14 protein-coding genes are annotated in these 12,092 nt (G+C 55.6%); 6 read left to right on the forward strand and 8 right to left on the reverse strand.

Features of this window, described 5'->3' with window-relative positions:
• Nucleotides 1-34: 34 nt before the first annotated feature.
• Complete coding sequence (locus ACR0EV_RS15650) at nt 35-943, forward strand: haloalkane dehalogenase (protein ID WP_480800928.1); 909 nt, start codon at nt 35-37, stop codon at nt 941-943.
• Between the two features lie 47 nt (nt 944-990).
• Nucleotides 991-1,809 carry an NAD(P)H-binding protein gene (locus ACR0EV_RS15655; RefSeq protein WP_480800929.1) on the forward strand — a complete coding sequence of 273 codons (819 nt, stop codon included), beginning with the start codon at nt 991-993 and terminating at the stop codon, nt 1,807-1,809.
• A gap of 250 nt (nt 1,810-2,059) precedes the next feature.
• Here the strand turns inward: ACR0EV_RS15655 and ACR0EV_RS15660 are convergent, their stop codons facing one another.
• From ACR0EV_RS15660 to ACR0EV_RS15670, 3 genes are read right to left on the reverse strand one after another with little or no spacing between them, the layout of a single operon-like run.
• On the reverse strand, nt 2,060-2,875 hold the full coding sequence (locus ACR0EV_RS15660; protein ID WP_480800930.1) for an alpha/beta fold hydrolase: 816 nt from the start codon (nt 2,873-2,875) through the stop codon (nt 2,060-2,062).
• The gene (locus ACR0EV_RS15665; protein ID WP_480800931.1) at nt 2,872-3,546 is read right to left on the reverse strand and encodes an RraA family protein; all 675 of its coding nucleotides are present in this window, start codon (nt 3,544-3,546) and stop codon (nt 2,872-2,874) included. The genes ACR0EV_RS15660 and ACR0EV_RS15665 overlap by 4 nt, the downstream gene beginning before the upstream one ends.
• 3 nt (nt 3,547-3,549) lie before the next feature.
• A complete protein-coding gene (locus ACR0EV_RS15670) occupies nt 3,550-3,921 on the reverse strand; it encodes a cupin domain-containing protein (RefSeq protein ID WP_480800932.1) in 372 nt (123 codons plus the stop codon).
• 164 nt (nt 3,922-4,085) lie between these two features.
• On the opposite strand from ACR0EV_RS15670, the gene ACR0EV_RS15675 reads away from it, so the two are divergent.
• The gene (locus tag ACR0EV_RS15675) at nt 4,086-5,015 is read left to right on the forward strand and encodes a LysR family transcriptional regulator (protein WP_480800933.1); all 930 of its coding nucleotides are present in this window, start codon (nt 4,086-4,088) and stop codon (nt 5,013-5,015) included.
• A 225-nt stretch (nt 5,016-5,240) separates the two neighbouring features.
• Here ACR0EV_RS15675 and ACR0EV_RS15680 read toward each other — a convergent pair whose 3' ends face one another.
• Genes ACR0EV_RS15680 through ACR0EV_RS15690 form a run of 3 tightly spaced genes read right to left on the reverse strand, consistent with a single transcriptional unit; the run spans nt 5,241 to nt 7,614 of the window.
• Nucleotides 5,241-5,933 (reverse strand): aspartate/glutamate racemase family protein, encoded by a 693-nt coding sequence (locus tag ACR0EV_RS15680; RefSeq protein WP_475192010.1) that lies wholly within the window; start codon nt 5,931-5,933, stop codon nt 5,241-5,243.
• 34 nt (nt 5,934-5,967) lie between these two features.
• On the reverse strand, nt 5,968-6,441 hold the full coding sequence (locus tag ACR0EV_RS15685; RefSeq protein ID WP_171668834.1) for a RidA family protein: 474 nt from the start codon (nt 6,439-6,441) through the stop codon (nt 5,968-5,970).
• A gap of 24 nt (nt 6,442-6,465) precedes the next feature.
• Nucleotides 6,466-7,614 (reverse strand): aminotransferase class V-fold PLP-dependent enzyme, encoded by a 1,149-nt coding sequence (locus ACR0EV_RS15690; RefSeq protein WP_480800934.1) that lies wholly within the window; start codon nt 7,612-7,614, stop codon nt 6,466-6,468.
• Nucleotides 7,615-7,789: 175 nt separating this feature from the next.
• Between ACR0EV_RS15690 and ACR0EV_RS15695 the strand changes: the two genes are divergently transcribed.
• Nucleotides 7,790-9,151 (forward strand): aminotransferase-like domain-containing protein, encoded by a 1,362-nt coding sequence (locus ACR0EV_RS15695; protein ID WP_171668836.1) that lies wholly within the window; start codon nt 7,790-7,792, stop codon nt 9,149-9,151.
• Nucleotides 9,152-9,316: 165 nt separating this feature from the next.
• Here ACR0EV_RS15695 and ACR0EV_RS15700 read toward each other — a convergent pair whose 3' ends face one another.
• Entirely contained in the window at nt 9,317-10,249 is a 933-nt protein-coding gene (locus ACR0EV_RS15700; protein WP_480800935.1) for a LysR family transcriptional regulator, read from the reverse strand.
• A 53-nt stretch (nt 10,250-10,302) separates the two neighbouring features.
• Between ACR0EV_RS15700 and ACR0EV_RS15705 the strand changes: the two genes are divergently transcribed.
• Nucleotides 10,303-10,686, forward strand: a complete 384-nt coding sequence (locus ACR0EV_RS15705; RefSeq protein ID WP_480800936.1) for a hypothetical protein — start codon at nt 10,303-10,305, stop codon at nt 10,684-10,686.
• Nucleotides 10,687-10,921: 235 nt separating this feature from the next.
• Nucleotides 10,922-11,251 (forward strand): hypothetical protein, encoded by a 330-nt coding sequence (locus ACR0EV_RS15710; RefSeq protein ID WP_480800937.1) that lies wholly within the window; start codon nt 10,922-10,924, stop codon nt 11,249-11,251.
• 193 nt (nt 11,252-11,444) lie between these two features.
• Here the strand turns inward: ACR0EV_RS15710 and ACR0EV_RS15715 are convergent, their stop codons facing one another.
• Nucleotides 11,445-12,038 carry a TetR/AcrR family transcriptional regulator gene (locus tag ACR0EV_RS15715; protein WP_480800938.1) on the reverse strand — a complete coding sequence of 198 codons (594 nt, stop codon included), beginning with the start codon at nt 12,036-12,038 and terminating at the stop codon, nt 11,445-11,447.
• Between the last annotated feature and the right edge of the window lie 54 nt (nt 12,039-12,092).

Genomic DNA, 12,092 nt, shown 5'->3' on the forward strand with positions numbered 1-12,092 from the left:
ATTTTGGTCATGTGACCAAATTGAGAGAATCCCCATGATCGAAGCTTTGCGCACACCGGAAATCCATTTTGAAGGACTGTCTGAGTATCCCTTCCGACCGCACTACGTTGATGACCTGCCAGGGTATGAAGGACTGCGCGGTCACTACATCGACGAAGGGAGCACTGATGCGCAGGAGGTGTTCCTCTGTCTGCACGGTGAACCCAGCTGGAGCTACATCTATCGAAAGATGATCCCGGTTTTTGTCGGCGCGGGAGCGCGTGTCATTGCACCGGACTGGCTGGGTTTTGGTAAGTCCGACAAGCCCGTGGATGATGACATCTACTCCTTCCACTTCCATCGCGATTATATGCTGGCGCTGATTGAGCGTCTCGATCTGCGCAACATTACACTCGTAGTACAGGACTGGGGTGGTGTGCTTGGCCTTACGCTGCCGATGGAAATGCCAGAGCGGTTCAAGCGGCTTTTGATCATGAACACGGGGCTCATGGCAGGCCCGGTCGATATGCCGGCCTTCGATGCGTGGCAGGCGGACATCGACTCTGATCCGGACGTTCCCATAGAGTTTATCATGCAAAAGAATGAACCCAGCATGTCAGTGGCCGCAGCGGCTGCCTATGCAGCACCTTTCCCGGATGCAACCTACAAAGCCGGTGTTCGTAAGTTCCCCCACTTGATTGCACGCACCATGGATGCTCCCGGCGTGGATACTTCGCAGAAAGCGGCTCAGTTCTGGTCGTCTGAGTGGGACGGCGAGAGCTTCATGGCCATCGGCATGAAGGATGAAATGCTCGGCCCATACGTGATGAACCACCTGCGCACGTTCATCAAGGGCTGTCCGGACCCACTGGAAATTCCTGAAGGCGGACACTTCGTGCAGGAAGCGGCAGGGCTTTTGATCGCTGAACGCGCCTTGACCCATTTTGGTCTAAACAAGACCTGACTTCGCACGTTGAACGAAAAACCGAAATCGAAATGCTGGAGAGATTTATGAGCAATGAAATCCTCGTCATCGGTGCCACCGGTAAAACAGGGAAACGGGTCGCGAAGCGACTGGAGGCGCGCGGTTTGGCCGCAAGATACGGAACACGGCGAAGCGCTATTCCGTTTGATTGGGAAAACCCTGAAACATGGCGGGCATCTTTGGCGGGAATAAAATCGGCTTACGTCGCCTATTCTCCAGACCTCGCTGTGCCCTCCGCCCACGGCGTAATTGCAGCCTTTGTCAAAGCCGCGGAAGAGGCCGGACTTCACCGTGTCGTCATGCTGTCAGAGCGCAACGAGGCGCGCGCTCAGGCGTGCGAGCAATTGATCAAGGACTCTTCTCTTGAATGGACAATCCTTCAACCAAGTTGGTTCATGCAAAACTTCAGCGAAGGCGGGTTCCTTGAAAGCGTTCTTGCTGGTGAGGTCTCGGCTCCCGACTCCGGTGCAAAGGAGCCGTGGGTAGATCTGGAAGATGTAGCGGACGTAGCCGTTGCAGCCCTATTGGAAGAGGGCCACGCCGGACAAGTGTATGAAATCACCGGCGCTGACTTGCTCACTTGGGACGAAGCGGTGGCGGAAATTGCGGCCGTGACCGGGCGAAACATTACTTACAAAACAATCACACCCAAGGAGTTTGAAACAACGCTGATCGCCGCTGGGTTTCCGAATGCGGATGCTGAATTTGTTGCCAAGCTTGTTGCGCAAATACTTGATGGGAAAAACGCTAGCACTTCAAATGGCCTTCAGCGATCTTTGGGTCGTGAACCCAGAAGTTTCCGACAATTTGCGGAAGCAGCAAATGCGGTCGGGTGTTGGCCTTAATCACTATGACAATAGTCAGACCTCTTGCGGCACAAGACGACTGTCCGCTCCGTCCCGCAAAGCCGGAATTGCAAAGTCTTGTTTTGAATGTCGGGTTTGGGCTGCCTCCAGCCAAACATGCTTGCCGCAAAGAGTGGCCGCTACGAGCCCATTGCACTCAATGCTGCGCGACGCATGAAGGTCAGCAAGGTCAGCTTCAGAAATACTCTAACATCCAGAGGGCCGCAGCAATCATTCGTTGTAAACGATGTTACTGCGTAGCCTCGCTGCGGGTGATAAACTGGTTAATGCGGCGCCACATTTCGGGCGGGTTCGCGTACATCGGAAAATGGCCGCAGTCCGGAATTTCAGCGAGTTCCACGCCTTGAGCAGCAATGTGGGGCAAATAGCTCAGAGAAGCATTCTGATTGCCGTACATGAACATCTTCGGGCACGGCAGGCCAAGAAACCGTTCCATCAGCCCAGCGTTGTCTGACAGGTCGACCATCGAGGTGAAGATACCTCGCACCGCCTTTGGGCGTACCTTATGCGCCAGACTGGCGGCAAAGAGCGGGCTCGACCAAGCAGGTGCCCGGCTGGCGCGTTCGATGAAGTCATTCATAAAAGCTTCGGGGTTTTCAGCCGGGTAGTCATGAATCTGACGGCTGAGGAAACAGTCCTCGGGCGCGATGTTGCCTTCTATGTCGCAAAAACTCAGGACACGTTCCGGATGGGCGCTCGCCAGCATCAAAGCCGTGAGGCCACCCATTGAATGGCCCACGAGATGAAAGTGATCAATCCGCTCGACGTCCAGCATGGCAAGGGCGGTGTTGACGAGAAAGGGGATGTCAACGCGGCTGGGGTCGTCACAGGTCGTCCGCCCGCATCCCGGAGCGTCATATGCCAAGATCCCGTGCTGATCGAAGTCCCGGTGGCGTTGAATATCTGCGTAATCCTCTTTGGTCGAGCCAAAGCCGTGCAGGAATAGTATAGGGGCTTTCTCGCCCTTTCGTCGGAGTGCGGAGACATTCACTTCAGTGCCATCAACGTAGAGCCTGCGCATGGTTTGCTGGAACTCGGGACTCATCCGGTTTTCCTTTCCAAACGCGTGACCTCGGGTATGCCATAGATTTCTGCCAGCGTACCGCCGTTACCAAGCGCAGCCAACGCACGGGCTTCCTTCGCTTTCAAAGATCGATATGCGTCAAGTACGATTTCGACACGGGACCAGGGAACGATTGTCACACCGTCCCCATCCGCCACCACTAGGTCACCGGGGCATACGGCCACGCCGCCGCAGGCGATTGGGCCGTCAATTTCGCCTCCGAAATTCTTGTGCGGGCCGGCGGGAACGGTCCCTCGGGTAAAACATGGAAAGGCACTGGCCGTAATTTCCGACCTGTCGCGCACAGCCCCGTCAATGACAAGTCCCGCGATGCCTTTCCGCCGCGCCGCTTCGGTCATCAACCCGCCCCAAACGGCGTTGCCCAGGAAACTTCCCGCATCCGCAACCAAGACATCGCCTCGCTCCACCAGATCAAGTGCGGCATGCAGCGCACTATTGTCACCCACTGTGCAACGGACTGTGCGGGCCTGACCAACCAAGCGCATGTTCGGGGCCAGTGGCTGGATGCCCCCATCCATCGCCTGCGCCCGGTCAAGACAATCAGAGACAGCGGCGGCCTCTGCCCCCGCCCAAGCGGCCATTTCCTCGGTGGAAAGTCGAGGAAAATCGGCCTTGTGCTGCGTAACCGGCACGGCTCAGCCTGCTCCGAACCCGGAACCAGGCTTGCGATATTCATTGCGCGGGGGCGCAAAGATATCCAGAACGCGACATCCATCGGCGCCTGCGCGCATCGTGTGCGGCACGCCACCCGGTGTGCGCCAGAAGTCGCCCTTTGCAAACGGGATTTCCTGGTCACCTTGAACCCGGATACCAGACCCTTCAAGACACATGCCCCATTGTTCTTCCGGGTGCTGGTGCAGGTTTCCCGACGCGCCCGGCTGGACCGTGACGACGGAAATCATCGCCTGATCGCCTGGGTAGATATGCGCTGACAATCCGTCCGCCAGTTGCCGTACGATCGCGTTACTGCAATCATCAATATTGTGAAATTCCGGGTGTTTGGTCATGGCTCATTTTCCTTGCCTAACAAATTGCAGGCTGTTTGCGGGCGCAGGTCAACGCCTGACGTTTCCAAGAATCTGCCCGCGATTTTGCCACATCATGGCTAAACTGGAAAATCCTGTTAAAGTATTCCTATGATAGCTTTTGCGAATGAAAGAGCATGGCGAAAATGCAGGTTGATTTTCGGCTGAACCGTCAATTGTGGATGTTTTTGGCCGTTGCCGAAGAGGGACATTTCGGGCGTGCCGCCGAGCGGCTTGGAATGACGCAACCACCTTTGTCTGAACATATCAAAACGCTTGAGGCTGCGCTTGGTGTGACATTGTTCGACAGATCCAGACGCGGCACAAAACTCACGGCTGCGGGAGTGGCGCTTTTGCCAGCCGCGCGGAAATTCATGGATCAGGTTGCGGATTTGGAGCGCACAGTCAGAGAGGTCGCCGCCGGTCAATCCGGGATTCTGAATGTCGGGGCCATAACGTCGGCTATGACCGATATCATACCGCAGTGGATGCGCAGCCTTCGCGAGGCCCTTCCGCATCTGACAGTTTCAATCCATGAAATCGACAGTGTCGAGGCTGCACCGGGTTTGCTCAGCGGCGCTTTAGACATGGCATTCTATCGTTTGGATGGCGCTCCCGGCGACGGTCTTAGGGGGTTTCCGGTGACCTTCGACATGCTTTGGGTCGCGATGCCTGCCGATCACCCTGACGCTGGTGCGGAGCAAGTACCTTTGTCCGATCTCGCTGATAGCCCCCTTGTCATGTCGTCACGAAAGGTGAGCCCCGTCTATTTCGACAGTATCATATCGGCGTGCCGACAGCATGGGTTGAGCCCGAGGATACTGCACGAGGTGCGTTCGATTTCCTCGCAACTCGCGTATGTCAGTTGCGGACAGGGATTGGCACTTGTACCGGGGTCAATGAGGCGTTTGGCGCCTGAAAACGTTCGGGTCGTGCCGTTGGTTGAGGACATCTCAATCGTTACAACCGCGGTTGCCTGGCCCGCAAACAGGCACGCGCCCATGACAGATCAGGCTGTGGACGTGTTGCGGAATTTGATGTCGGAAGAATATCAGGCGTCGGAGCACGAAAGTTGAACTGTGAAATTGAAATGATTTGATAACGGTCTGGGCAAGGTAAGCCTCAAGCTTTCAAGAGCCGTTCTTTCAGGCACATCTGACTCTCGTGTCGACGTCGCGAATAGCCCTACGCGCAGACATGAAAGTCGTCAATAGGATCACCGAGGGAGCCAAGATGCATGGCTGATGCCGTGCCGCTTCGTGATGGACATTCAAGCACGACCGGTTCCCGGCTTGCATTGCTCAAGGAACCAGCGCCCGATCAAGCGCGGTTTGGCAGTGAAGCAAAGTTGTATCGAAGACTGGAACTGTGACGTTGCTTTGGTTCAGCAGCATCCCTACCTCGGTGCATCCAAGGATCAGAGAGTCCGCTCCTGCCTTCACTAGCCGTGACGCGATCTCAACGTAGGCCACCCGACTGGTTTCGGTCGTGATATCTTTGCAAAGCTCGTCATAGATGATCCGGTGCGTCTCAGCGCGGTCATCATCGTTTGGGACAAGCGGTTCCAACCCAGACGCTCTCAGACGATCCGTGTAAAACGCTTGCTCCATGGTGAACGCTGTGGCCATCAGTCCAGGGCGTTGAAGTCCAGCACACTGAATTGCTACTGCTGTGGCATCAGCAATATGGATCAAAGGAATGCCGACATCTTCCATCATTTGATCGGCCAGCTTGTGCATGGTGTTTGTGGCCAGGATCAGAAGGTCCGCACCACCTCGCTCCAGAGCGAGGGCCTCCCGGTTTAGGATGTCACCGGCCTCACGCCAAGACCCCTTGGCCTGGAGCACTTCGATCTCCGCAAAATCCAACGACCTGATCAACAATTGAGGGGAATGCAGTCCGCCCAGTCTTTCGCGGGTGAGATCACAAAGCTCACGATAGTAGAGTTGCGTCGATGCCGCCGACATGCCGCCCAAAATGCCAATCGTTTTCATCGTCGTTCTTCCCCTGTCGCTTGGATTTCTAATCTCAGGAAGCTGGGTTGACCTCAAACACAGCCTCAACTTCGACTGGAGCGTTGAAAGGTAGGCTGGACACCCCAACGGCGGAACGGGAGTGTCGGCCAATTTCTCCAAGCACCTCAACGATCAGGTCCGAGGCCCCGTTGGCAACCTTTGGGTGCTCTTCGAAGTCGGGAGTTGCAGCGACAAAGACCGTAAGCTTTCGGCAAGAGACGATCCGGTCCATGTCTCCGCCCAATGCGGCTGATACCTGGGCGAGGACATTGATCGCACAGGTGCGGGCAGATTGATAAGCGTCCTCTACAGATATGGAATTGCCAAGTGTTCCCCGATCCGCCAACGTCCCATCTACGAATGCAATTTGTCCAGACACATGGAGAGTGCCGTCCGGGCTCATGTGAATTGGAACATAGTTGGCCACAGCGGCTACAGCGTCGGGCAGTTGAATGCCAAGGTCTTTCAAACGTTGGTTAGTGGACATGGGATATCGAGCAGATGCTCGCCTCTAATGGAATACGGATTTCAGGGTTTCGGATAGTCGGTCGAGGTCATCTTCGTTGACATGCAAGTATGGGGCGAACCGCAAGGAGCTGCCGCGACGGCTGAGATAGACATTGCGCTCGGCCAAGCTGGGGAGGAGCGTCTCTGGAATGCCGCCTTCGAGCCCCGCTCCGAGGATGTTAGGGCTCCGGACCTCTTTAGGTACTGGCACAAAGCCGAACGGCTCCAGGATCGCCGCGATGCTGTCATTGATGGCTTCAAGGGTCTCAGCGATGTTGGCCACACCCCAATCAGCAATCTGCTCCAATGCCACAACGCCACCGGGCAGGATCGAGGGGATGTTCTTTTGCCCCATCTCGAACCGGCGGGCCCCGACTTGGTATTGGTCGTTGTACTGAACGAGGTTCTCAAACACTTCGGCATCGGCCCGGCTGAGCCATGTCTCTTCCAAAGGCCGCGCATCGTGCCACTCGGGATCGGCGTAGAAGAGGCTGAGGCCATAGGGGCAAAGCAACCATTTGTATCCGGCGGAGATTAGGAAGTCCGGCTTCAGTGAAGCGATGTCGATTGGTTTGGCCCCTAACGACTGCGTGACCTCAAGGATGAAGTAAGACCCCACTGAACGGGCCGCTTCAGCGATCTTGTCGAGGTCAAGCAGAGCGCCATTGGTCCAATGGCAGTTGGGAATGGCAACCAGCTTGGTCCTGGGCGTGATGCGGTCCAGGACGGCTTGGGTCCATCCGAGGTCCTCTGGCGTCGGCACGACGACAAACTCGGCTCCGGTTTCTTGACCCAGGCGCTGCCACGGTAGGTAATTGGATGGGAATGCCTCGTCCAAAACGATGATCTCGTCCTGATCGGTCAGATGCTCTTCCAAGATACGAGCCGCCGTTGACGACCCATAGCTGGCCGACGGTGTAACAGCGAAATTGTCGGCGCTGACGCCAAACGCTCTGGACGCGGCAGTCCGGAAAGCCTCAGCGTCTTCGAAGAAGTTGTTGGGCTTGCGTTCCCAGGGGCGACATTTGGAAAGGGCGCCCTCAACCAGAACCTCTCCAGCCTTCTTCAGCAGGGGCGCATTATACGAACAGTTGAAATACGCCAAGTCTGACGGGATATCGAACAGGTGCCTTTGTGACGGGATCGTCGCCATCTCTCGTCGCCTCTATGGATCAGTAATATAGAACAAATATCTGATTGTATCACATCGAAGGGTCAATAATTTCATTGTATATAAGACAATGATTTTCCCTTCATATCTGAAGCGTCCTTGCGAAACCTTAGCTATGCAATACAATCTCTACATTGTTCAAAAAGCGGGTCGCCCAATGCGTGCAAAGTACAAAGACGTAGCTGCCGACCTTGCCCGAGATATCCGCAGCGGGACGCTGAAGCCGGGTGACCGCTTGCCAACACACAGGGAACTTGCGCACCGACACGGGCTGTCTTTGGGCACCGCAACGAAGGTGTTCTCCGAGATGGAAGCAATGGGCCTTACAATTGGCGAAGTCGGACGTGGAACCTTCGTCCGCATGAATGCTGACGCCCGCGCGATGGAGTTTTCCTACGAGACCCCGGGTGAAGCGGTGGTGGACTTCAGCAAGAACCACCTGGTTCTGCCCGAGCAGGATGGCATCTTCCAAAATGCGATTGCAAAAGTACTGGCCGATCCTGGCTGTGATGTACTCGATTACCGGAACAATCCGGGGTCCGAGTATGACCGTCTAACGGCTTGGAGATGGCTGAACGAAGATCGCAACATACCAATCGACAGCCATGAGGCGATCACCATTTGCAGCGGCGGGCAGCACGCCTTGATGTTGGCATTGATGGCAAGCTGCCGTCCGGGGCAAGTCGTAGCCGTTGAGCGCCTGACCTATCCGATGGTGCGTTTGGCTTGTGAGATGCTCCGCTTGGACGTTGTAGAAGTGGACGCCGACGATGAAGGAATAATCCCTGAAAGCTTTGATCGGATTTGTCGAAAGCACGATGTCTCAGCACTTTTCAGTATCCCCAACGTACAAAACCCGACTTCGACCACGCTGCCGATAGAACGCCGTTCAGAAATCGTGAGAATCGCCAAGACGAATGATGTCATGGTTATCGAAGACGACGCCTATGGCTTCCTGCTCGAACAGCCGCCAACGTCATTCGCTGAACTTGCCCCAGATCGTACGCTCTACATCCGAACACTCTCCAAGAGTTGGGCTCCTGGCCTGCGGGTGTGCTTCCTCGTTTCGCCAGACAGCTATAAAGATGCCGTGGACCGTGCCCAACGCGCCTCCGTCTGGATGAACGCACCACTTATGGCCTCAGTTGCCTCTGAGATCATTGCATCCGGTCAATACAAGGCGGTCGTGCATGCCAAGCGCAAAGAGGTTTTCAAACGCCAAGCGATTGTCCGTCGTGTTCTTGATGGCATGGAGGTCGTAACAGGACCGCAAAGCATGCATGTACTGCTACCTCTCCCGTCCAACGCTCGGCAAGACTGGGTGGTAGAAGCGCTTGCAGAGGCAAATGTGCTAGTGTCCCCCGCTTCTCTGTTTGCAGCAAAAGGCGAACGCTCCGGACTGCAAAATGGGCTTAGGCTGTGTATCGGCGCGCCTCGGGATCGAGCGACCACGGAAAGCGCACTGATAACTCTTCGAACAGTGGTACAGGCTTCACAGAACAAACGGGCTTGGCGTTGAGCTGACATTGCGTCTTGGACTCGAAAGGGGGGAATGTCCGCTAAGCCGGAATTGCAAAGTCTTGGATTGAAGGTCCGCTTCGGGCTGTAACCGGTCGCTAGCGCAAGTTAAAGAGGATGTTATTAGTGAGCAAATAACTACAGGGTTTTGCGCTTGCGTCGAACGTCAGCTTATTGTTTTCTGACAAATTTCATTAAGCCAGACAGAAAATGGATTGCCGTATTCAGCGCGAAACATCATGACGGCCGGCGCATCCGCCATTATGAACGGTGTGGGCGTGGCTTTCATACCTAGTCTTTCCGCCGATTTTTCGAAGGGTGCTCGGAGTGTGGTCAGCAGAGAGTTGGTCTCCGATGCCAGAATAAGTGCGGCGGAGAAATTCGACGCGTAATTTATGATGTGGCGCTTGATTCCGTGCTTTTTTAGAGCCTTTTCCACCGGCCCTTCATGCGCATAGCCTTTTCCCACAATTATGTGCCGGGATGCGCTCCAAGTCTCGACCGAGGTGTCCCTAACGAACTGATGGTTATCTGGTGCGAATGTGCACCAATCAAGCGGCTCGATCTCGTGAAGCACAAGATTTGGGTCTGATTTTGGAAAGCCAAATCCAAGTCCGATATCCGCCTCAGACCTCAAAACCGCTTGCCGGGCTTGGCTGCTCTCAATGAATTCAACACAAGCGAGTGGCGCCTGGTTGGCCAATTCGCTAACTAACCCAGTGAAAAGCGATGTACAAAGGTCAGGTGCCGCAATGCGGATGCGGCGCGTGGTGGTAGCCGGATCGAACCCAAAACTTGTCGCAAACATCAATCTGGCGGCCTCTGCCGCGGCGGAAACTCGTGGTTGCAATTCCTGTGCGAAAGGAGTGAGCCGCATCTCCCAGCCGTCACGCACTAGCAGCGGGTCCCGAAAATGGTCGCGCAGGCGCGCTAGGCTGTGAGACATGGCGGATTGCGTACGCCCCACGGAATCTGCTGCTGCTGAAACCGACCGGTACTCCAAAAGCGCGCTCATGGCGGTGATCAGGTTCAAATCCAAGGCCGCAAGATTGGCATCATTTCGATTCATGATTTCATAATAAAGATCGATTTGTTTCATGTCATTCCATTGTGTCAGCATGCCTGTGCAATTTTACAAACCAGGACATCACCATGGAAATTCCACGCTCTTCGCTTTGCCTGCTTGTCGCCAGTATGCTCGGGACACCCGCGTCGGCGCAGGATCAATCAATCGACCTGGACGGCACATGGGAGAGCATCGCCTGTGAACTACGCCCACAGGCCGGGCCGGACGGGATTGCCTCTTGGTATCTCAAGCGTTCTATCAACTTCGCTCCAGGTCGCATTGACGCTCACTTCACGACATTTGCCGATCCGGCGTGTTCCGCGCCCCTCGTGGAGCTTAAATTCGGCGGCGACGTGAACGTCGTTGGGGCTTCGGACGTGGCGCCGGGGGCTAAAGAAGTCGATCTGATCGTGAACGATTACCGTCACGCCCAAGATGGAGGGGTTCGCCGGATTCCTAAACAGCGCTGATCCGGGAGCATGTGGCGCCGAGCAATGGGTGGTCGGTGTCGAGCAGGACATCTTTGAAAGCGGTTGCTCTGTTTTGGGCGTGGCCGCGAACGCACCAACGACAGAATACGAAGTGCTCCATTTTTCGGCTGGGCACCTATATTTCGGTGCGCGCCCAGTTGATGGTCGGCCTCTTGCGGCGCCTGAGGATCGTCCGACGACCCTACAAATGCCGCTCAAGCGGCTGGAGGGCGGTATGACTCAGAAAGTTGGCGCAGATGACCCAAGGGTCCCCAAACATGTCGAGATCGTATTATTCGAACAGGCCGACGGTGCAGACCCGGAGAAGGTGCGCGCATTCTTCGAGGCGATCACCCAAAAGATGAACCAGAACGACACGCTTCTCTACCGAACGGTCGGGCAAGGCGAAGGCGGGGCCTGGCTTTGCGTCAACTATTGGACAAACCGCCCGGACATGGAGGCTTTGAACGCACAAGCACAAAACTGGGCCGAGGAGTTTGCGGCGATGGGGGCGTTGGTGAAGCCAAGTAGCTTTCGTCTGACCAGCTACGACACTGGTCTTTGATACCCGCAACTCAGACTACTCAGAAGCGGTCGTTCATGCGAAATGCAGCGGATAACTGCGTTGAGCCGTTACTACCGAATACTGCGACCTGCCCGAAGGTCAGCTTTCTGGCATTTAAGTGCGACGACTGAACGCATGTTGCGCGCTGGCATTCACGCCGCGCGCCTTGCCTGTGCAGCCCTCCAGAAACGGTCTAACCTGCGACGGTCAAAACACATTTCTTCAAAGTTTCCAGAAAGTCGACTAGGTCTTCCCGGTGCGTTGCCTGCCGCTTTTCGTTCATTGCAGCATTTACCGTGAAACGGGCAAAGGCCTCAGGACTCAGCCCGTTTCTTGCCAAACCCGCGCTGTCTTTCATGGCTTCCGCCAAGGCAAGGATTTCAGCCTCTCTCGTCTCAATAATCGCGGCAGAGCTTGCATCGCCGACAGCATTTTCAAATGCGCTTGCATCGGGTGCGCTATGCAACATGTCAAACCCACTAATAACAAGTTTCTCGAAAAAGATGTCCAGTTTGGGGCCGAGCCCCGGTGTTGATTTCCAATCTTCACGCACCTTGCCCAGCAACGCGCCCTGTGAAAAGCGAATTGCCCCGGCCAGAGCCGCATCCTTGTTGCGGAATGTCGCGTAGAGCGTCGGCTTCGAAACGCCTGCCTCCGCTGCGATTTCCTCCATCGTGGCCTTCCGCGCGCCAAATCGTTTGAACACGGCCAGCGCGGCACGGGCGAATCTCTGCTCGTTCTCAGTGTTTTCCATATTGACGATTTTCGTTTTTTCGTTAAATACCATCTTTACGAAATTCATAAACTCGTAAAGCTGCCAGCGCAACCGGATGAGGACAGA

It is taken from the genome of Ruegeria sp. CF8 (assembly GCF_056537285.1).